The 21,273-nt window shown below is 65.4% G+C and carries 14 protein-coding genes; 5 read left to right on the top strand and 9 right to left on the bottom strand.

Features of this window, described 5'->3' with window-relative positions:
• Positions 1-189: 189 nt before the first annotated feature.
• Positions 190-5,490: an ATP-binding protein gene (locus M2650_RS14525; RefSeq protein ID WP_249475769.1), complete on the bottom strand. Its 5,301-nt coding sequence runs from the start codon at positions 5,488-5,490 to the stop codon at positions 190-192.
• Between the two features lie 203 nt (positions 5,491-5,693).
• Between M2650_RS14525 and M2650_RS16455 the strand changes: the two genes are divergently transcribed.
• Positions 5,694-5,825, top strand: a complete 132-nt coding sequence (locus M2650_RS16455) for a hypothetical protein (protein ID WP_283254809.1) — start codon at positions 5,694-5,696, stop codon at positions 5,823-5,825.
• A gap of 518 nt (positions 5,826-6,343) precedes the next feature.
• Here the strand turns inward: M2650_RS16455 and M2650_RS14520 are convergent.
• From M2650_RS14520 to M2650_RS14490, 7 genes are read right to left on the bottom strand one after another with little or no spacing between them, the layout of a single operon-like run.
• The gene (locus tag M2650_RS14520) at positions 6,344-6,541 is read right to left on the bottom strand and encodes a tautomerase family protein (protein WP_249475767.1); all 198 of its coding nucleotides are present in this window, start codon (positions 6,539-6,541) and stop codon (positions 6,344-6,346) included.
• A 33-nt stretch (positions 6,542-6,574) separates the two neighbouring features.
• Positions 6,575-7,687, bottom strand: a complete 1,113-nt coding sequence (locus M2650_RS14515) for a sugar kinase (protein WP_249475765.1) — start codon at positions 7,685-7,687, stop codon at positions 6,575-6,577.
• Complete coding sequence (locus M2650_RS14510; RefSeq protein WP_249475763.1) at positions 7,684-8,859, bottom strand: GDSL-type esterase/lipase family protein; 1,176 nt, start codon at positions 8,857-8,859, stop codon at positions 7,684-7,686. Before M2650_RS14510 ends, M2650_RS14515 begins: the two co-directional genes overlap by 4 nt.
• Positions 8,860-8,892: 33 nt before the next feature.
• A complete protein-coding gene (locus M2650_RS14505; protein ID WP_249475761.1) occupies positions 8,893-9,645 on the bottom strand; it encodes an SDR family NAD(P)-dependent oxidoreductase in 753 nt (250 codons plus the stop codon).
• Positions 9,646-9,685: 40 nt separating this feature from the next.
• Entirely contained in the window at positions 9,686-10,966 is a 1,281-nt protein-coding gene (locus M2650_RS14500; protein ID WP_249475759.1) for an MFS transporter, read from the bottom strand.
• The gene (locus tag M2650_RS14495) at positions 10,963-13,221 is read right to left on the bottom strand and encodes an oligoalginate lyase (RefSeq protein WP_249475757.1); all 2,259 of its coding nucleotides are present in this window, start codon (positions 13,219-13,221) and stop codon (positions 10,963-10,965) included. The genes M2650_RS14500 and M2650_RS14495 overlap by 4 nt, the downstream gene beginning before the upstream one ends.
• The gene (locus M2650_RS14490; protein ID WP_249475755.1) at positions 13,218-15,506 is read right to left on the bottom strand and encodes a chondroitinase-B domain-containing protein; all 2,289 of its coding nucleotides are present in this window, start codon (positions 15,504-15,506) and stop codon (positions 13,218-13,220) included. Before M2650_RS14490 ends, M2650_RS14495 begins: the two co-directional genes overlap by 4 nt.
• 258 nt (positions 15,507-15,764) lie before the next feature.
• Here M2650_RS14490 and M2650_RS14485 point away from each other — a divergent pair, with 258 nt between their 5' ends.
• The 4 genes from M2650_RS14485 (at position 15,765) to M2650_RS14470 (ending at position 20,584) form a co-directional block, all read left to right on the top strand.
• Positions 15,765-18,698, top strand: coding sequence for a TonB-dependent receptor (locus M2650_RS14485; protein ID WP_249475753.1), 2,934 nt, complete (start codon positions 15,765-15,767; stop codon positions 18,696-18,698).
• Positions 18,699-18,731: 33 nt separating this feature from the next.
• Complete coding sequence (locus M2650_RS14480; protein WP_249475751.1) at positions 18,732-19,472, top strand: FadR/GntR family transcriptional regulator; 741 nt, start codon at positions 18,732-18,734, stop codon at positions 19,470-19,472.
• A gap of 119 nt (positions 19,473-19,591) precedes the next feature.
• A complete protein-coding gene (locus M2650_RS14475) occupies positions 19,592-20,059 on the top strand; it encodes a MarR family winged helix-turn-helix transcriptional regulator (RefSeq protein WP_249475749.1) in 468 nt (155 codons plus the stop codon).
• 99 nt (positions 20,060-20,158) lie between these two features.
• Entirely contained in the window at positions 20,159-20,584 is a 426-nt protein-coding gene (locus M2650_RS14470) for an organic hydroperoxide resistance protein (protein ID WP_249475747.1), read from the top strand.
• A 27-nt stretch (positions 20,585-20,611) separates the two neighbouring features.
• Here M2650_RS14470 and M2650_RS14465 read toward each other — a convergent pair whose 3' ends face one another.
• Entirely contained in the window at positions 20,612-21,229 is a 618-nt protein-coding gene (locus M2650_RS14465) for a glutathione S-transferase family protein (protein WP_249475745.1), read from the bottom strand.
• Positions 21,230-21,273: the final 44 nt, after the last annotated feature.

Genomic DNA, 21,273 nt, shown 5'->3' with positions numbered 1-21,273 from the left:
TCCCGCAAACGGCGCACTCGTATTAGCTCTCGGGGGTGAGGGCGGCGTACAAAATGCGGCTGCGAGGATAGGCAAGGAGGCGCGATGCCGGTATTGGGAAAAATCCTAGGAGACAGTTACGCTCCGCTCGCTTCCACAGGGGGCCTCCTCGTGCCCTTCGATACGACTGCCCATGCGCAACGCTCGCAATCAACGGCCCTCTGCTAGAGATCGTTCTTTGAAAGCAGCGACGCGTGCCAGGGTCAATTCGAGCTCGCGCTGGGCGGATGCTGCCAGCGCTCGCAGATCGGCGGCCGTCCCCGAATGGAACTCTACGGCTTCGAAAGCGGACGCGGCCGACTGCTCCCCCAACTGGATGCATCCTGACTTCAGCTTATGTGCGAGATGCCTCAACGCGCTGCCGTCGGCTGCAGATCGAGCCAGCCTCCACTGCTCGAGGTCTGCGCCTGTGCTGGTCAAGAAAATATCCAGCAAGCGATGCAACTTCGTTTCGTCGTTGCCTACGAGGCGAGCCAAGGCATCGAACTCAGCCTCGACCTCCTGCGATGAGCCCGTCGTTTCCGTTTCGGTCCCCATCGCGCGGGGAAGCATCCGAGCGAGAATCCGCTCCAGATCCGGCATTTGCATGGGCTTGGCTAGAAAAGCATCCATTCCGCATGCGAGACAGCGTTCCCCCTCTCCCAGCAAGGCGTTTGCGGTGATTGCCACGATCGGCAAGCGCGGACGGCCCGAAGCCGATTCTTGTTGACGGATCCGCTCGACCAGTCCGTAGCCATCCAGTTTCGGCATATGGCAATCCGTCAGCAGCAACCGATAACGGCCGCGCTCCGTCTGCAGCCGCTCCCAAGCCTGCTCGCCGTCTTCGACTACGTCGCAGGCGTAGCCTAGGCGTCGCAGCTGGCGGGTGATCACCTCGCGATTGGTCGCGTTGTCGTCGGCGACGAGGATCTCCGCCTCGGCGGCGATCTCGCTTCGGATCGGAATATCTGCGGACGATTCGACGGCCGGGGTGGGAAGCTCGGGGCTGGCCAAGCCCAACGCCAGCTGGAAGCCCCGCGCTAATCCGGGACTGGTCAGCGGACTACCGGCCACCGTCGTGACCCCCTGGACGAAAGGCGACGTCGCTCGCGGACCCTCCTTACGCACGAGGACGATCGGGAGCTGCGCGGCGGTCGCGTGAATGGCGCGGCAGAGTGCCTCATGGTCCTCCGCGAAACCCTTGTCTATGAGAACCAGAGTCCGTTCCGCCGCAGTACCTTGCATGTGATCCAGACGCTGCAACAGCGCGGCTGGCGAAGCCGCAGTCTCGATATCCACGTGGAGATCGCTGCAAAGTTCGCGCAGCAGCGACGCGCGCTCGGTGGACTCGCACAGCGCGAGAACCTTCGCGCCGGCGACCGCATGATCCTTTGCGGCGCCGCGGTGTGCGATAGATTCCAGCGGAATAATCACGCTGAAACGACTGCCCGACGCGACCATGCTGTCGCATTCGATTTCTCCTTCCATCAGCGTCACAAGATGTTTGACGATCGTCAGGCCAAGACCCGTGCCGCCGAAGCGGCGTGTAGTGGTCGCTTCGGCCTGCTCGAATGGCTGGAAGAGGCTATCGAGGGTACGGTGGTCCATACCGATACCCGTGTCGACGATGTCGAAGCGGACACGGCGCAGATTGCCGGCAAACATGCCCTCCACGCTTACGTAAACGCGAACGCCCCCCTTTTCGGTGAACTTGACCGCGTTCCCGATCAGGTTGGCGAGCACCTGATGCAGTCGGACGCGGTCGCCTAACAAACGACGAGGCACGTCGTGGGCGATAAAGACATCCAGGTCGATTCCTCTGCGGACGACCTCTGTGTGCAGCGATTCGGCCACGGACTCCACCAGCCTACGCGGCGACAGCGATGCATGTTCTAGCTTTAATTTCCCCGCCTCTATCTTCGAGAAATCAAGGATATCGTTGATGATTGTCAGCAACACCTGAGCGGAGTCTTTGCAGATCCCAAGCAGCTGCTGCTGCTCCTCGTCCATGGGCGTCTTGAATAGCAGATCGATCACGCCGATGACGCCGTTGATGGGCGTGCGGATTTCGTGGCTCATCATGGCAAGGAAGCGTCCCTTGGCCTCCGTCGCCAGGCGCGCTTCCTCCGCCGCTTGTTGCAGCCCCGCCTTGAGCGCCTCCTCTCCGGTTACATCGCGCACGATGCCCGTCAGAGATGCTCCGGCGGCCGGATGATCGGCATTGCGGATGGACGCAGCGAGCACTGCGATACAACGCACCTCTCCATTAGACTGAACGATCCGATACTGATCCGCATAGTTGCCGCTTTCCGTCAGCGCGCGTAAAAGTCGTTCCAATACCCTCCTTCTGTCGTCCGGATGCACCGCTCGAAGGAAGTCCCCACGCGTGATGTCGCCGTCCACAGGCCAGCCGACTATGCGACGTACGTTGGCATCGCAGTCTATGGTGAATCCGCGTGTCCACATCCCTTCACTGACCGCTGCGCCGTAGGACCGTTCGGAGCGCCAGACGCCGAGGTCGCCGCTCTCGAGCGCCATAGCCAAGTCGAGGCGTGACCGCGTCAATTCCTCAAGCGCGTGTTCGGCGGCCTGCTTGGATTGCTCAAGTTCCAGTCGTTCGCGCTTGCGTTGCGTGGCATCGCGGCTGACGCCGATGACGTAAGCGGTTTTTCCTGGTCGCGGATAGGGAGTGGCATGACCTTCGATCCAACGCCACCCCAAACCGGAATCGGCATCGGCATCGGCATCGGCATCGGCATCGGCATCGGCATCGGCATCGGCATCGGCATCGGGAAGACGGAACTCGAAGTCGACTGCAACATTGTCCTGCAAAGCATGGTCGACCTGCTCACGGACGCGTTCGGCGTCGTTGGGGTGCATCCGCCCGAAGACATCTGCCATCGGCCGCACGTCGGTCGGGACGGCGAGCAGTTTCCTTGCATATGAATCGAGCTCGGTTTCGTTCGTATCCACATCCCATCCCCACATACCGAACCGTGCGGCATGCAAAGCGACCGATAACCGGGCATGGCTCTCCTTCAATTGCTCGCTCAAGGCCCTATGCCTCCACGCCATGAACGCACGCGCAGATACGATCAGCAGCGCGATCACGACCAGCGAGTAGAGGAGATAGGCCCAGACGGTACGCCACCAGGGCGGCATGATCTCGATCGGCAGCGACAGTTGGGGGTCGCCCCAGCGGCCATCGGGCTGCAGCTGGCGCACTTGGAGGCGATAAGTTCCCGAAGGCAGCCAGTGATAGGTGATCGTGAAATCGCTGGGCATATTCCGCCAGCTGTCCTCCAACCCCTCCATGCGATAGGACAGGCGGCGTGCGTCGCCCAACACCGCGATGCGAAACATCATGCGGCCATCGGCGTACTTCGCTTGGATGCCTGACAACGCGTCGCCCTGTAGATTGACCATGGTCCGGTCGCCGGCTTCATAACTGCTGAGGACGACCGGTACCGGGTCGGCGATTTTCAGCGCTTGCGGATCGATCCGCCACATGCCAGTCAACGTGCCGAAGTACAAGCCGCCATCGGCGCCGAGCAGCGCCGACTTCATGTTGATGTCTGTGTTGGGGATGCCGTCGGAGGGAAGGTAACTCTGAAAGCGATCCCGCTTCGGATCCCAGCGCGCAATGCCATTGCCGGTGCCAACCCACAACGCGCCCTGCGCGTCATTGACGATCGCCTCGATGGTGATATCGGGGAGCCCATCGCCGAGTCCGTAGCGGCGGAATACCGGCCGACCCTTGCCGTCGAACGTGAGGCGGTTGAGTCCCGCCCGGGTGGCCGCCCACAATCGGCCCTGCCGATCGGTATGCGTTTGCAGCACATAATTGTCGGACAATGCGGAACTGTCGCCCGGCACGTATGCATAGCGACGGACCTGTCGGGTTTCGGGGTTGAAGTTCACCAAGCCCGTCATGGTTCCGACCCAGAGCGATCCATCCCGTCCTTGTGAAATGTCGTGGATGAGATCGAAGTCGAACAACTGCTTCCCGTCGTACGCGTCGACTTCGCGAAGTTCCGATGCGCCCGGTTCCAGGACTGCGAGGCCACCCAAATGGCCGACCCACAAGCGCTGCCTGTCGTCCAGGAGCGCATCGGTCATCGTGGGGGTCGGAAGATTGTTCCCCTTTTCCTGCAGGGAGAACCTGCGCACCGATCCGTCCGGCCGCCAATGAAACAGACCCTCGCGAACGCTGGCAATCCACAGTCCGCCGTTCTTATCGCTTGCGAGCGCACGCGACGAACGCGGCAAGAACGATGCGGCCGGCATAGGCTCCAATTGCCCCGTCTGTCGGTTCAATACCATCAGGCCGCCACCACAGAGCGTTGTTACCAGACTGCGGTCTTCCAACTCCGCCATTGCGCAAACATTTTTCCCAGCCTTTGGACGATAGCGTGTCAAGGCCGTTTGCCCGAGATTCAAGCGGCTGATACCCGCGCTCCCGAGACCGACCCACAGGTTGTTCGCGCGATCCACCGCCAAGGCTGTAACGGATCCGGGACGCAGGCTCTGCGGATCGTCCGGGTCGTTGCGGTAGACGGACAGCGTGCCCTGCGCCGGGTCGAACCGTTGAAGTCCTTCGTCGAAGACGCTGCCAAGCCAGAGTGCGCCGTCCGGAGCCAGCACCATGGAGGTGGCCCGGACGAGCGGCACGGGCATGTCGATGCGGCGCAACGCACTTGTCTTCCACTCAAAGCGCCAAAGCTCTCGATCTATCGCCAACCACAATCCTGTTTCGTCGGACACCATCGACTCGATGGCTCCTCGGGTACGCTCGGGCAACGTCAACAGCGTGGATCTTCGCTTGGGATCTCGGATGTCGATCATCTCCACGCGACGATTCGGAAGGGCGACAAGCAGGTGCTTGCCATCCGGGTGGAGCATCATGGCGTCGAAGCTACGGGGCATGACCCAGGTAACGTCGCCGCGCCGCCCCAGTCGCACCAGTCCCAAATCGCTCATCTGCCAAACTTGTCCCAGCGCATCGCACTCTATCCGGAGGACGCCTTTCGGACTTGCATTACCCACCTGTACAGGAAAGCGCGTCAGCTTCCCCGTGCGCGCATCAAGTCGCTGCAGCGCTCCGTTGGGGCTACCGATCCACATGGCATCGCTGGCTTCGGCGAGCAGATAGACGAATCGGCTTTCCAACGTATCGGACTGGCCAGGATCGCGGTCGATATTGAAGAAATTGTGTCCATCGAAGCGATGGACACCACGGTCGCCCGCAATCCAGACGAACCCATGCCGATCGCTCTTGATCTCCAAGATCGACGTGCTTGGCAGGCCTTGCGTCCTATCAATGGCTTCAAAGGCGGGCTGGATCCCGGCCGGTGCGAGCACGACAGGGCGATTCTCCGCGACCTCTTTGGCTTCGGCATGACCCACACCGATGCAGATCGCGCAAAGCGCAATAATCGAATTGATTAGGAGCCGCCGTATGAAAGATTCCAAGGCCGAAGCACTCCGACTCGATCAACCGCCGATTCGAGGGCCCGCCTAGCCTCCCCCACGCGATTCAGACTGCGCGGCGTGTTGGGCTGGTGTCAAGCTGGCGGCCGTCGCGGGGCTTCACGGAAGTAAACGCCTAAGGCGATCAACCGTAGAGCCGCGAACAGCCGGCGACGGCGACGTTTAAGCTTCACCAGGACCGATCTGTGAACAAGGTCGCCTCGAAGCTCATCATCCGGTCGGGTCGATGGGATGATCAACTTGAAGTCGTTAAAGATGGCGATACCGTAAAAGCATTGCGTTATCTCCAGACCATCTCCAGCGGCCAGAACGGGTGAGCCGAATCTCGAACCGATCTGAGCTGCTTCGCTCCGGGTGATCGGCGACAAGCTCGTAAGAACGCCGTTTCAGACTAATCGCGGGTGCGCGCTCCAGATTCCGAGTAGCGATCGCTGTTAGATCAAAGCCTTGCAGCCGTGAAAATTTGCATCCAACTGCAAATTTGAGCAAAAGCCGGTGGCCGTTCGTCGATCGACAGAGCAACCCATCTCTTATTGACGGAATATCGTGAGCAAGCACCGTCGAGATACAGATTTCGCCAAAGAAACCTCATAGCGCTTGCGCTACAACTATTTGAAATTATTGGAAGTTGGCTTTCCTGGGTCTTTTCCATACCGAAGTTTGTGAGGTTTGATCCGGCAATCTCACAAGCTTTCGTCCTCCCTGATTACCGGCTTATAGCTTCTGTCCACAACCATGCATCGATACTTCTAGTCGCGTGCCAACGCCGCGCCGCGCTGTCACTGCAGGTACACATCAAAGTCGCATCGCAGCGAAAGGCGGCTGCCCGACATCTTCACTTCGGACCCGGCATGTCCGCGTACGCCGTGCCGCCCTTCGACTTCGACTCCCGATCGGCTTCGACGATCTGCACCACGATGCCCGCCGCGGGAACCGCGAAATGTTCGGCCACGACGTCGGTGATCGCTTTCATCAGCCGCCGCTTCTGCTCGCGCGTGCGTCCGGAGAGGGCATAGACGATCACTTCAGGCATGGGTTGCTCCGGCACATGGAGGACTGGCCGCCTTCAACGGCGGGCGGCCGCGCCGTCGCCGCGGACGACGGCTTCGACTTCGTCCAGCGAGGTCATCGCGTTGTCGCCCGGCGTGGTCATGGCCAACGCGCCGTGCGCGACGCCCAGGTCGAGCGCGCGCTGCAGGTCGGCGCCGTCGAGCAGGCCGTGGATCAGGCCGGCCACGAAGGCATCGCCGCCGCCGACGCGATCGAGAATGTCCAACTCGTGCCGCAACAGCGACTGGCAGCGTCGGCCGCCGCGCGCATGCAGCACGCCGCCCCAGGCGTTGCGCGAGGCCGAGTGCGCCTCGCGCAGCGGGAAGGCGATCAGCTTAAGGTTCGGTAACGCTTCGAACACCCTCAAGCAAGCCGCATCGGCCGGCGCGGAATCCATCGGCGTGGCGCGAGCGGCGCCGCCGTGCTCCAAACCCAGGCAGGAAGCGAAGGAAAACTCGTCGCCGATCAGCAGGTCGCATTCGGCGGCGATGGCGCGGTTGACCCGCCGCGCCGCATCCGGGTCCGGATGGCTGTTCCACAGGCTGGCGCGGTAGTTCAGATCGTAGGAAACGGCTACGCCATGGCGACGCGCATGGCGCACGGCGGCCAGCGCCGTCTGCGCGGTGCTTTCCGACAATGCGGCGAAGATGCCGCCGGTATGCAGCCAGCGGGTACCGCCGGCGCCGAACAGAACGTCCCAATCGAATTCGTCCGGCGCGATCTGCGACGCGGCGGAATAGGCGCGATCGGAGACGCCAAGCGCGGCGCGCACACCGAAGCCGCGTTCGGTGAAATTCAAGCCTACGCGCGTGTTGCGGCCGACGCCGTCGTGTTCGCGCCAGACGATCCGGCCCGTATCCACGCCGCCTTGCAGGATGAGATCCTCGACCAGCAGGCCGATCTCGTTGCGCGGCAGCGCGGTCAGCACTGCGGTCGGCCGGCCGAAGGTCTTGCGCAGCCCGCGCGCGACGTTGTACTCGCCGCCGCCTTCCCAGACTCGGAATTCGCGGGCGGAACGGATGCGCGCTTCGCCCGGGTCGAAGCGCAGCATCACTTCGCCCAAGGCGACGCAGTCCCAGCGGCGTTGGTCCGAAGGCGGACGCGGGAAAACGGTGTCGATCGCGGTCACGGCGGCTGGCATCCGAACAGGGATAGGTCGATCGCCCGCGCCATCTTCGCGTATCCGTCCCGGTTCGGGTGCAGGTGGTCGCGGGTGAGCGGGTCGGGCAGGAATTCGGGCCGGGCGGGATCGCGCAGCGCCGCATCGAAATCGACGACGCCGGCGAAGACGCCGCCGTCGCGGATGAAAGCATTCAACTGTCCCCGCGCGGCCGCCGAAACCGGTTCGTAGCGCTCGGAGCCGCCGAAGGGCGTGAGCGTGGCGCCGAACGTGCGGATGCCGTGCATCTGCAGGCGCGCCACGATCTGCCGGTAGCCGAGGATCACGTCGTCCGCGCTGCGGCCGGGGCGGAATTCGGGCGCGCCGCTGTGGCGGATGTCGTTGATGCCTTCCAGCAAAACCGCGTAGTCCACGCCGGGCAACGACAACACATCGCGATCCAGCCGCGCCAGCGCGCTGTGGCTGCGTCCGGCGTCGAGCACCTTGTTGCCGCTGATGCCGGCGTTGAGCACCACGTAGCGGCCGGGACAGGCTTGTTCGAGGCGCCGCGCGAGCAGGGCCGGCCAATCGCCTTCCGAACCCAGGCCGGCGGTGGCGCCTTCGGTGATCGAATCGCCCAGTGCGACGATCGTTGCCGGAGCTTCGTCGCGTTCGGCCAGCACCGCGGAGATCGCGTTTTGCCGATACGCCAACGGCGCATCGTCGGCCACATCGGCCTTGCCCGCGACCGCGCGCAGCGCGGTACGCCGCACCGCAGGGCGCGTCGGGTCCGGGAAATGCAGGCTCAGCGCCACTTGGGCGAAGGCGGGCGCTGCGATGGCCACCGGATCGCTCAGCAACGCTGCGCCGACCGGTACCACGATCGCATCGCGGCCCGCGAAACGCACCGGCATTCGTCGCGCCGATGTTCCGATGCGCCATGCGACCAGGCTGTCCAGTTTCAGCGGCGCATCGCCCAGCTCGTTGCTGATCCGGAAACGCAGCGCCTTGGCAGAAACGCCCAGGCGCATGTCCTGGCGCACGGTCTGGTCGGCGAATTGCAGCGGCGCTCGCGGAGCGCCGTCGCGGCGGTCGGGCGCCGGCGATGCGATCCACGCCGGCACCCATCGCTGAGCGCAGGCATCGCCTGCCGCAACGACCAGTGCGAGCGCGAGGACGATCGCTTTCCGCCGCTTAGGCATGGCGCGATGCCTCGGATCCGGCCGCGAACATGCTCACGAGAAGAACACGCCGCCGTTGACGTCGATATTGGCGCCGGTGATGAAGCTGGCTTGGTCCGATGCGAGATACACCGCGGTATCGGCGGCTTCTTCGGGTCGGCCTTCGCGCCGCAGCGGCGTCGCGTTGGCGACGGCGGTGCGCACTTCCGGCTTGGTGAAGTCGTCGTGGAAACGGGTGGCGATCATGCCGCAGCACAGCGAATTGACGCGGATGCCGCGCGGACCCAATTCCTTGGCCGTGGCCCGGGTGAAGGTCATCACCGCCGCCTTGGAGGTGGCGTAGATCGCCGCGCCCGGGCCGCCGCCGTCGCGGCCGGCCAACGAGGCGAAATTGACGATCGCCGCGCCTTCGCGCATGTGCGGTACCACCGCCTGCGTCATCAGGAACACCGATTTCAGGTTCAGGTCCATGACCTTGTGGAAATACGCTTCGTCGATGTCGGCCAGCGGCTTGCGCGCGACCATGCCGCCGGCCACGTTGACCAGGACATCGATGCGTTCGCCGAAAGCCGCCTGGGTCGCCGCGATCAGCGCCGCGACATTCTGGCTGCGGGAGACGTCGGCGCGATGGACGATGGCCACGCCGCCTGCGGCCTGTATCTGCTTCCTCGTTTCCTGCGCGCTGGCCTCGTCGTTGGCGTAGTTGATGCAGACCTTGGCGCCGGCCGCGGCCAGCTTCAGCGAAACCGCGCGGCCGATGTCGCGGCCGCCGCCGGTGACGATCGCCACTTTGTCTTTGAAATCCATGTTCGGGGGTCCTTATGTTTTATTGCGTTTTGGAATGAAATCAATCGCGCCCGGGCGCGCGGTCCAGCCGTTCGATGCGTCCGGCAATCCACCAGACCGACGCGAGCGACAGCGGCACCAGCGCTGCGACCAGGATGAAGATCGGCGCGAACGACTGCTGTGTCATCGCCGGCACCAGCCAGGTCGTGATCAGCGTGCCTGCCACCGCGAACAGGCCGCCGATGCCGGCCAACGAACCGACCGAACTGCCGCGGAACACATCGCCGGGCAGCGTCTGGATGTTGCCGATGGCGACCTGGAAACCGAACAGCACCGCCGCGATGGTCAGCACCGCGACCGTGGGCTCGGCGGCCAGCACCGCGCCGAGCAGCGCGGGCGTCATGACCGCGCCGCCCAAAGTGATGGTCCATTTGCGCGCGCGGTGCACGCTCCAGCCGCGCGCGATCAGCCGGCCCGAAAGCCAGCCGCCGAACAGGCTGCCCAGCATCGCGCCCACATACGGCACCCAGGCGAACAGACCGATCTGCTTGATGTCGAAGCCGAACGTCTCGGCGAGGTAGATCGGCAGCCACGATACGAACAGCCACCAGATCGGATCCAGGAAGAATCGCGCCAGCACGATGCCCCAGCTCTGGCGATGCGACATCAATCCGCGCATGCCCGGCGCGTACACCGGCAGTTCCGGGCCCGCGTCGACGGGCGCATCCAGGATCAGCACGCGCTCGGCCTCGCTGACCCACGGGTGCTTGTCGGGCCCGGCGCGGTACACGATCAGCCACGGCAGCAGCCATGCGAATCCCAGCGCGCCGATCAACAGGAAGGTGCCCTTCCAGCCGAAGGCGACGAACAGCAGCGCGATCAACGGCGCGGACACGATCGCGCCGATCGACGCGCCGGCATTGAATATCCCTTGCGCGAAGGCCCGCTCGCGCGCCGGGAACCATTCGGCATTGGCCTTCACCGCGCCCGGCCAGGCGCCGGCCTCGCTCACGCCCAGCAGCGCGCGGAACACGCTGAAGGACAGGATCGAGTGGGCCACCGCGTGCAACGCGATCGAGATCGACCACACCGCGATCGACAATGCGAAGCCCAGGCGCACGCCGATGATGTCGAACAGGCGTCCGAAGCCCACCTGCCCGGCGGCGTAGAACAGCATGAACACCGTCACCAGCAGCGCGTAATCCTCCTTGGTGGCGCCGATATCGCCGGAGATTTCCGGCCACATCACCGCCAGGGCGTTGCGGTCGATGTAGTTGATCACCGTCGCCGCGGCGATCAGGCCGACGATGATCCAGCGTACGGCGGACCGCTTCTTGGTCATGGGCTTTCCTTCGTGTCGGGCGGGCCGGGACGCGCGGACTGCGCGGCCGGGCTGTCGAAGCGCGCCCAGGCGCCCTTCCATTCGTAGGTCCGGCCGTTCGCGACGATCCGATGCGCGCGGTCGGAAGCGGGATCGTCGGCCACCGCCAGCGCGAGCGCGCTGCCGGAAGTCAAGCGGAGCACGACGATCGATGCGTCGCCGCCGCGGACATGCGCGATGCCCGCGATACGGCTGTCCGCGCCGCGCACGTATTCGGCGGTGCCGTTGTATTCGCCGTGCGGCTCGAGCACGCCGAAAAAGGTCGCGTCGGCGGCGCCGTCCACGCGCTGGATCAGCGCCGGTTCGCGGCGCAGATTGAAATCCGGATCGTTGGCGCCGCTTTCCACCAGCCATGCGCGGCTCGGCGCGCTGGCGCCGAAACGATAGGTGTAGAAGCGGCCGCCCAGCAGCCACGCCAGCGAGCGGACTTCGGTGGAAGCGGCGCTTTCGGCATCCACCCACAGGTGCTGGTAGCCGGCGCGCGCGCCCAGCACCGGGCGGACGGCGTCGTGGCGCTGCGCCTGGAAACCGACGCTCATGATGTGGCCATTAAAATGCAATGGCAGGTCGTAGCGCGCCGGTGCGGCGCCTTCCACCCGCAACAGATCGACGGCCGCGGGAAACAGCAGGTCCGGATGCCGGACCAGCGCCAGCGTGCGGGTGAACGTCACGCCGTCGTAGGCGTCGCGCATGCGTGCGGAAGCGATTTGCGTATCCGCCTTCGCATCGAATAGCAGCGGTTCGGGCGCATATGCTTCGCCGCGCTTCCAATCGCCGTCGAAATGGCTGCGTTCGTCCACGACCAGCGTATTGTGCGCGACGGTCTGCTTCGCCCAGCTGTTGTTTTCCGGCAGGTAGGTCCCGCCGGACTTGGCTTCGACGTTGAGGAAGCGCGCTGCGCCGTAGTCGGTGACCACCGCCCGGCCGTTGTCGTAGAACAGCCAGTTCAGCTTGTCGAAATGGCCGTGGCCCATGCCTTGCGAGGTGTTTTTCATCACCAGCGCCTGGCCATGCTCGTCGTCGGGATGCCCGTCGTCCATGCGCAGGATCGCGAGGCCGCCGCGGTCGCCGTCCGCGCCGTCGCGCAGCATGAGCGGGCGGAACGCGAAAGGCTTGGCGAGTTTTTCGGCGACGCCCTCGGCCACCCGCAGGCCTTCGGGCGTGAGCACTGTGCGGCCCTGCCGCTGCGCGACCGACAGCAGGCGCGCATCCTGCGTCTGCGCATAGGCGATGGCGATGCCCGCGACCAGCTCCTCGGTGTCCAGGCCCTTGTCGGGCATGGCGTCGTTGATCGGGAAGAAATAGCCGGCGTAGCTGGTCTGCACCAAGGTATCGACCGCTTTGAGCAGCACGCCGTCCTTGCGCTTGAAGATGCCGCGTTGCGGATCGTTGCGCTGGATCGCGCCGGCGAAGATCACGAACGGCGCCAGCGCATAGCGCTGGTAATACGGACCTTCCGCGTAATAGCCGTCGGGCGAGAACAACCGGTCGACTTGCGCCAGGAAGCCGGCGCGCCCGTCTTTCGCCAAGCCGAGCAGCGCCCTGTCGACCAGGTCGCGGTCGCGCAATACGTAGCCGGTCATGCCGACGCCGGCCGTCGCCCACGTCGCGTGGTTGTGGATGGCGTCGAAGCGCTCGGGGCTCTCTTCGGAAAGGAACCGCGCCATCCGCCGGAACACGTCTTCGTCGACGCGATCGCGGTCGGCGGCCGTCAGCGTGTCGCGGATCGCGTCGTAGCCCTGGATCGCGTGCGCCAGCCACACCGAATCGTTGAGCTGCTGCCAGAACAGGCGCCCGGACGTTTGCTCGCCGCGGCGCGCCGGATGCGGGCCCAGCGTCGGATACAGGCGCGCGTACTCCAGCAGCATGTCGCGCGCGAAATCGGCATAGGCGCGATCGCCGGTCAGCCGATAGAGCGCGCCGGCGCCCTGCAGCGCCAGGTAGTTGCGCTTGTGCTGTTCGTGCGTATAGCCGCCGCCGGGATCCTTGGGCACCGGTACGACTACGCCTTGCGCCATCGCCGCGCGCACCATGCGCTCCACCCGCGCCTGCTCGGCGGCGAACATCGGCGCATGCGCGCCTTCGGCGCGCATGCGCTGCCAGTCGCGCCCGTCGACCAGCACCGGCTGTGTTCCGTCCTGCGCCGCGGGTGGCTGCGCATTGGCGGCGAACGCCAGCGCCAGCGCCAGCGCCAACCAGACGACGATCCGCTTCATTGCGCCGCTCCCACCGGCACGTCCGATGCTATGCCGGGCGTGTCCGTGAAGCGATTGCCGCCTGCGAGCAGCATCGGCTCGCCGACCGTCCGCACGAAACGCACCGCGCCGCTGCGCTTGAATTCGTTGCCGACGAGTTCGGCGCGCTGCACGCCGTGCAGGCGCAGACTCGGCGCATCGGCGCCGCCGACGCGATCGAATTGCGAGCGGGCGATGCGCAGTTCGGGCCCGAAAGTGCTTTCGTCGGTGCCGCCGCGGTACAGATCCACTGCCGGGCCGCCGATCCGCGAGAAACGCGAATCCTCGATCGTCACCCGTTCGGCGTTGTACGTGCCGCGGTCGTCGGTCTCGGACGCGGCGGCCAGCACCGAACCGGTGATGCCGTCCACTTCGACCCCGCGCAGCGTCACCGCATCGGCCAGCGTGTCCTTGCCCAGCGCGATGACGTCGAATGCGCGGTTCACCGTCAAGCCGTCGATCTTCACGTCCTCCAGCAGCAATGCGTAATTCGCTGCGCCCGAACCAGGCCGCGTGCGGATCACCGCATTGCCCGCCTGGTCCGGCGCGTCCTCGCCGGTGACGGTCAGCCTATCCAGCTTCAAGCTGCCGCCGCGCGCGATTTCGAACAGCACCGAACGGGAAAAGGCGATGGTCGCCACGCCGCGCGCCGGCCCGGCCACGGTGAGCGCATGCGCGACCGGCAGCACTTCGTTGACCCGATAGCGCCCGGGCGCCAGCACGATGCGGTCGCCGGCGGACGCCGACGCGACGGCTTGCGACAGGGTGTCCTCGCCCGGCGCGGCTTGGCGCACCGCACCCGTGTCGAAGCCAGCGGTTGCCGCTTCTTTCGGATACCAGGGCACGCCGACGTCCTCGCGCGGAATCGGCTTCGAGTCGCGAGCACCGACATCGGCTGCAGCAGGCTTTTCCCCTCGAGAGAAGGTGGCGCGCAGCGCCGGATGAGGGTGCGGCGAAGCGCTGGCCGCTTCCGATTGCATTGCAAAACGGGAAGCCTCGATCGGCACGCAATCGGTTACATCGTCCCTTCGCCGTATCCTCACCCCAACCCCTCTCCCGGTGGGAGAGGGGTTGTGCGTACTCCGTGCGCAATGCCTATTGCCGCCGACGGCGACACCGGACATATCGCCCAGCACCCGCAACGGATCTTCCTTGCCGACGATCAGATTCTTTTCGAAGCGGCTGTTCGCCGGCGCCAGCGAGCGTTCCTCGTCTTTGCCGGCGCCGAGCAGGATGCTGTCCACGTCGACGAAGGTATTGCCTTCGATGACCGCGCCGTCGACCTGCGTGTAACGGTTGATCGGCGAATTCGGCACGCCGTACATCACGCTGAGCGCGGAGGCGAAACCGTCGCCGCGCAGGCCTTCGAAATGGTTGTTGCGCACGGTCTGGCGGCGGTTGATGACGCGCACGCCGCCGGTATGCGGCTTGCCGCCGCCCAGGAACACGTTGTCCTCGACCCGGTTGCCGTCGCCGTGGCGCAGCACCAGCGCGCCCTGCGAACGGTAGAAGACGTTGCGGCGGTAGACGTTGCCGCCCGATTTGTTGGAGACGATCTCGACCTCGCCGTCGCAGCCTTCGAACCAGTTGTCCTCGACCACGGTCCGCGAATCGCTCAGCGAGTCGTGGCTGGTGCCGATGCGTATCGTCTCGCCGCCGTTCGAACCCAGGTTCGGCCGCGGCCCGAACCAGTTGTGGTCGATGCGATGGCGGTTCTCGAGCCCCTGCTGCGGGTCCCGCACCACTACCAAAGTGGTGCCGGCGTTGTCCTTGCCGATCAGGTGGCCGTGGTCGAAGCGGTTGCCGTAGCCGTACAGCGACACCCAATGATCGGACTGGCGGCGGTCGGGATTGTTGAAGCGATCGATCACGATGCCGGTGGCGCGGCTGTGGTTGGCGCGCTGCTCCGGAGAGCGGCGGAACGCGAACACCTCGCCGGTCGGCGACCAGCCGTCGCGGAACACCAGGTTGGACACCACCAGGTATTCGCCCGCCATGCGCAGGTTGGAGCGGCCGGTCAGTACGACTTTGCCCGGCGTCTGCGCGGTCAGCGTGATCGGCTTGCCCGCTGCGCCGTTGCCGGTGAACAGGACCTGGAAGTCGCGCCATTCGCCATCGGCGAGCACGATGCTGTCGCCCGGTTTCAGTTCGCGCAGCGCTTCGGCGTAGGCGGCCTGATCGCGAACGAGCCGTTCGCCGGCATGCGCCTGCGCAGCGATGGCCAGCAGCCATGCGGCAGCGCAGAAGATCGCTTTCAAGGCAGGCACTTTGCTTTCCTGCCGCATCGAGTCGCCGTTCGCATCGCGTCGTCGCCTGGCTAATTGGTCAGTCCAATATAACGTAACTGGTACGCAAAGCGGTTGGCAAATTTGCTGCAACTGCACATGAAAATACGGTAAAAATGGCCTTTCCAATATCGTAGATCACCTTATCGGACCAATTGTTTGACATTGGCCTGCAACAGGTGGAACTCTCCGCGCCAAGCCCGGACACATGGGCCACTACATCCGGGAGGAGAGAAGAGCATGCGCCAGCGACAAGCGTCGAACCATCCACGTCGATTCCAACGATCCGGTCTGGCCAGCGCGCTGTTCGTCGCGCTTTGGGCCGGCGCGCATGCCGGGGTGTCGTTCGCCCAGGAAGCGGCGGCCCCGCCGGCCGAGCCGGCCGCCGACCAGAATGCGCCGGCCCAGCCGCCCGCCTCCGCGCAGACCGCGACCGACCCGACGCAACTGGATTCGGTCGTCGTCACCGGCATCCGCGCCTCGATCCAGTCCTCGATCCAGACCAAGCGCGACGCGACGGTGATCTCCGACGCGCTGTCGGCCAAGGACATCGGCGACCTGCCGGCGCTGTCCATCGGCGAGGCGATCGAAACCATCACCGGCGCGTCCACCCATCGAGAGAAAGGCGGCGCGACCGAGATTTCGATACGCGGCCTGGGCCCGTTCCTCGGCTCGGCGACTTTCAACGGCCGCGAAGCGACCAACGGCAGCGGCGACCGTTCGGTGAACTTCAACCAGTTCCCCTCCGAACTGATCAACACGGTGCAGATCTACAAGACCCAGCAGGCCGACTTCATCGAAGGCGGCGTGGCGGGCACGATCAACATGGAGACGGTCAAGCCCCTGTCCTTCGGCGAGCGCCGGATCCAGCTGGAGGGCCGCGCGACCTATGCCGACTACGACAGCAAGCTCGACGACGGCGCCGGCGTCGGCTGGCGCGGTACCGCCAGCTATCTCGACCAGTTCGAATTCGCCAACGGCGGCAAACTTGGCCTCTCGCTGGGCGTGCAGAGCCTGGAAGGCAGCAATCCGGAGGAAGTCGCCGCCACCAGTTCCACCTGGACCGCATGCGACGCGACCCAGGTGCCGTCCAGCGGCAACTGCCCCGACGTCGTTCCGGGCGACGAGAACGCCGGCAGCACGCCGTTCTACCTGATGCCCAACGGCCGCACCTATCGCCAGCTGGTCGAACACGACAAGCGCGACGCGGTATTCGCCGCCCTGCAATGGCAGCCCAACGACACGATGGAAGTGAACTTCGACTACCAATGGTCGGACCGCACTTTCAGCGAGGACCGCAACGAACTGGTCCTGCCCGACGGGCGCCGCAACATCGACAACGTCGTCGCGGGCGCGGACGGGACGGTGCATTCGTTCACCGGACAGAGCGGCATCGAGACCAACTCCAATTACAAGGTGCGGGCCGAGGAGTACGAGGGCGCCGGGCTCAATTTCCAATGGCGTCCGAGCGCTTCCTGGCTGTTCTCGACCGACTTCGCGTATTCGCACACGCTGCGCACCGAGAACGACTGGATCACGCGGCTGCGCGCCGACGACGAGGACATCAACGGCGAAGACGTCGCCGGCATCAACGGCGCGCGCTACGTCGATTACAGCTACGGCCACCGCGGCGACGTGCCTTCGATGATCATCGACCCGGCCTTCGACATCACCCGCTGGGAGAACTTCAGCGATGTGCCGCGCCTGCGCCGCGACGAGGCGCTGCGCGAACACACGCTGCGCGCGTTCCGCTTCGACGGCAGCTACTTCCCGGAAGGCGGCTTCTTCACCGCAGTCAAGGCCGGCGTGCGCTATGCGCAGTCCGATTACCGCGACTACGACGACCGCGTCGAGATCAACGCCGACCGCGACCTGGTTCGCGACGCGAACCTGGCCTGCCGCACCGCCTTCCCGCAGGACGATTTTCTCGACGAGGCCAGCGGCAACACGATCCAACGCTGGGCCACTTTCGACTCGCGCTGCCTGTTCGGCGCCCTCTCCGGCGTCGACGATACCGGGCGCAACGCCGACTTGCGCAATCCCGCCAACAACGACATCGGAGAGAAAACGCAGGCGATCTATCTGATGGGCGAATTCGCATCGGAATGGTTCGGTCTACCGGTGACGGGCAACTTCGGCGCCCGCTGGGTCAAGACCGATGTGCGCTCGCTGGGATTGCGCAGCGGCCTGGACGTGGTGCGCAACGGCGACGGTACGATCACGGTCGAGCCCACCGGCGAGTTCGACACCCAGGTGGTCAAGGCCTCCAACGACGTGCTATTGCCCAGCTTCAACGCGGCGCTCGAATTGACCGACGACAAGGTACTGCGCGTGGGCGTGTACCGCGCGATGGCCCGGCCTGACCTGAGCGCGTTGGGCGCCGGCCGTACGATCGAAGTGGAGGACGGCGAGTTCGGCAGCATCGAGGACGCGATCGACAGCATCGCGGCCACCGGCAACCCGCGCACCAAGCCGCTCCTGTCCTGGAACGGGGACGTTTCGTTCGAGTGGTATCCCAATCCGGATTCGCTGCTCAGCGCCGCCATCTACTACAAGCAGTTCACCGGCGGCGACATCCCGACCGTGATCGACGAGACCTTCGTGATCGACGGCGAAACCGTGGTGGTGCCGGTCGAGCAATACGCTACGACCGACAAGAAGAGCGATCTGTTCGGCGTCGAGTTCACCGGCTCGCATCGCTTCTCGTACCTGCCCGCCCCGTTCGACGGGCTGGGCGTCAAGGTCAGCTACAACTACGCCGACTCCAACTTCGAAAACCACGACCTTCGGCTCGGCGACCAGCTCGACCCCGAAACGGGCGCCGTCACGCCCGGATTGGTCGAGCCGGCAAACATCTTCGGCCTGTCCGAGCACGTCGCATCGGGATCCGTGTATTGGACGTTGGGGTCCGTGGACCTGCAGGCGATCTACAAATACCGCTCGGAGTACTACCAGCGCTTCGTCGGCGCGCCGTCGCAGAACCGCTACATCCACGGCGGCAGCACGGTGGATTTCCGCGCCGGTTGGCGCGCCAACGAGCACCTGTCGTTCTCGCTGGAGGCGTCCAACCTGACCGACGAGCCGCGGATTTCGGACATGCCGGTGTACGGCAACTTCCACGAGTACCATGGCTACGGCCGGCGCTACTATTTCGGCGTCCGGTACCGCTTCTGATCGCCGGCGCTCCAGTCCCGCTATGATTCGGATATGACAGACAACCGCCTCTACCAGTCCCTTGCGGCCGAACTGATGAAGCTGATCGATTCGGGCGAATTCCCGCCCGGATCGCGGCTGCCGGGCGAGCGCGACCTGGCCGAACGCTTCGGCGTGAGCCGGGTGACGGTGCGCGAGGCGGAAATCGCGCTCGAGGCGCGCGGCGTGCTGTCGATCCGGATCGGCTCGGGCGTCTACGTCCGGCAACGCACCGACGTGCTGGGCTCCCTGCCGGACGTGTCCGCCTTCGACGTGACCGCAGCGCGCTCGGTGATCGAAGCCGAAGCCGCGGCGCTCGCCGCCAGCCGCATCACCGACGAGGAGATCCGCGAGCTGGAAGTGCTGCTCGAGGCCATGTCGCAACCCGATGCGAGCGACCAGGCCGCAGGCGAAGCCGACCGCGCGTTCCACATGCGCATCGCCCAGATCACCGGCAACCCGGTCATCGAGTACATCGTGCGTTCGATCTGGCGCATGCGCGACGAACTGCCGCAGGTCACGACGGTGTACGCGCGCGTTTGCCACCACGACGCAGACGACCGCATGCGCGAGCACGGCGCGATCCTGGACGCGCTGCGCGCGCGCGATCCCTCGGCTGCGAGGCGGACAATGCACCACCACTTCCAGCGCTTGTTCGAAGCGATGCTCGAAGCCACCGAGAGCGATGCGCTGGCCGAAGTGCGCCGCCGCACCGAGCAGCACCGCGAACGCTTCCTGGCGGCCATCCGGGCCTGAGCGCAGACTGTCGCATGACCCCGCCGCTTCCGGCCGGAAGCGGGCATCGCCGCGCGGACCCCGCAAGCGCAATTTTCCTTAGCTTGCAATTCAATCGCGCACGATTTATCATGCCTGCCATGAGCAAGCGACCCGCGCCCGCCCGGACCAAGCCCCAGCCCTCCCTGAAGCTGGAAGACCAGCTGTGCTTCGCGGTGTATTCGGCCGGGCGCGCGATGAACAAGGCCTACCGGCCCCTGCTCGAACCGCTCGGCCTGACCTATCCGCAGTACCTGGTGATGATGGTGCTGTGGGCCGGCGACGGCCTCACGGTGTCGGAAATCGGCGAGCGCCTGCTGCTGGATTCGGCGACGCTGACGCCGCTGCTCAAGCGTCTGCAGGCCGCGGGCCTGGTGACGCGGACGCGCGCGCGAGACGACGAGCGCCAGGTGCTGATCGCGTTGACCGCGTCGGGACGCGCGCTGAAAGCGAAAGCCGCGGGCGTGCCTGCCGGGATCTTCCGCGCCAGCGGCTGCTCGGCCGCCGAGCTGTCGCGTACCAAAGCGTCGCTGGATGCGCTGCGCGCCAACCTGCAGGCCCACGTCTGAAGGACGCTTTTTTACGCCACTTAAATCGTACACGATTCAATCGCCTACACAATAAATCGATCCGCCCGACCCACCCCCAACGACACCCGGAGAATCACGATGTCCATCGAAAAAGTCCTGTACCGCGCCACCGTCACCGCCACCGGCGGCCGCGACGGGCGCGCGCGCTCGTCCGACGGCACCCTCGACCTGCAGCTGGCCACGCCGCGCGAACTCGGCGGCGCCGGCGGCGAAGGCACCAACCCCGAGCAGTTGTTCGCGGCCGGCTATTCGGCCTGTTTCATCGGCGCGCTGAAATTCGTGGCCGCGCGCGAGAAGGTCGCGCTGCCGGCGGATGCGTCGATCGAAGGCAGCGTAGGCATCGGCCAGATCGCCGGCGGCTTCGGCATCGAGGCCGAACTCAAGATCTCGCTGCCGGGCCTGCCGCGCGAGCAGGCCGAAGCGCTGGTGCAGCAGGCGCATCTGGTTTGCCCCTACTCCAACGCCACGCGCGGGAATATCGATGTGACGCTGACGGTCGTTTGACGGCCGTACCTCGGGAAAGCAGCGCCGCTAGTCGTGGGTTTCGCCCGACAGCGGCGTCGCCCGCATCGACGGCCTGGCCGCGAAAGCATCGAACCATGCCGCGAGTCGGGGGCGACGTTCGCGGAAACCCGGCAGCTCGCGGAATTCGAGCCAGTCCAGCGCAGTCGCCAGCGCGATGTGACCGACATGGATCGACGCGGCGGCATCCAGTTCCCGCTCCAGCCAGTCGTAGCTGGAGCGCAACTTGTCGGCGTATCCGTCGCGCAGCGGCGGATAACGCAACGCCTGCGGCCGGCGCACCGTTTCCCAGCGGATCGCGATGCCGGCGTCGGCCAGGCCCTGCGCCACGGCCTGCAGGCGCAAGGCCTGCCAACGCGCTTCGCCATCCGCCGGAATCAACGGGCGCCCGTCGTGGAGCGTGTCGAAGTAGGCGCAGATCACGTCGGAATCGAAGATCGGCGGCAGCCCCGGCCGCAACAGCACCGGCACCTTGCCGAGCGGGTTTTCGGCGAAGACCCGTTCGTTGCGGCGCGTCGGGCTGGTTTCTTGATGGACGACGCCGATGCGGCCGGCGATGCCGGCTTCGTGGGCGAACACGAGCGCTTTGCGCGCGTAAGGCGAATGCGTCTGGTAGAGCAGTTTCATGGCGGTAACGCGCGGCTTGTTTGTTTCGGAGCGAAGCATCGTAA

This window comes from Luteimonas galliterrae, from assembly GCF_023374055.1.
GTDB classification, from domain to species: domain Bacteria; phylum Pseudomonadota; class Gammaproteobacteria; order Xanthomonadales; family Xanthomonadaceae; genus Luteimonas_C; species Luteimonas_C galliterrae.
The sequence above is the reverse complement of the archived record's forward strand: the minus strand, read 5'-3'. Positions and strand labels throughout refer to the sequence as shown.

Excerpts from the sequence above, each read along its gene's own strand:
- M2650_RS14480 (WP_249475751.1), top strand. The coding sequence starts at position 18,732 with ATGACAGACAACCGCCTCTACCAGTCCCTTGCGGCCGAACTGATGAAG.
- M2650_RS14510 (WP_249475763.1), bottom strand. The coding sequence starts at position 8,859 with ATGCCTAAGCGGCGGAAAGCGATCGTCCTCGCGCTCGCACTGGTCGTT.
- M2650_RS14505 (WP_249475761.1), bottom strand. The coding sequence starts at position 9,645 with ATGGATTTCAAAGACAAAGTGGCGATCGTCACCGGCGGCGGCCGCGAC.
- M2650_RS14465 (WP_249475745.1), bottom strand. The coding sequence starts at position 21,229 with ATGAAACTGCTCTACCAGACGCATTCGCCTTACGCGCGCAAAGCGCTC.
- M2650_RS14500 (WP_249475759.1), bottom strand. The coding sequence starts at position 10,966 with ATGACCAAGAAGCGGTCCGCCGTACGCTGGATCATCGTCGGCCTGATC.
- M2650_RS14520 (WP_249475767.1), bottom strand. The coding sequence starts at position 6,541 with ATGCCTGAAGTGATCGTCTATGCCCTCTCCGGACGCACGCGCGAGCAG.
- M2650_RS14470 (WP_249475747.1), top strand. The coding sequence starts at position 20,159 with ATGTCCATCGAAAAAGTCCTGTACCGCGCCACCGTCACCGCCACCGGC.
- M2650_RS14495 (WP_249475757.1), bottom strand. The coding sequence starts at position 13,221 with ATGAAGCGGATCGTCGTCTGGTTGGCGCTGGCGCTGGCGCTGGCGTTC.
- M2650_RS14485 (WP_249475753.1), top strand. The coding sequence starts at position 15,765 with ATGCGCCAGCGACAAGCGTCGAACCATCCACGTCGATTCCAACGATCC.
- M2650_RS14475 (WP_249475749.1), top strand. The coding sequence starts at position 19,592 with ATGAGCAAGCGACCCGCGCCCGCCCGGACCAAGCCCCAGCCCTCCCTG.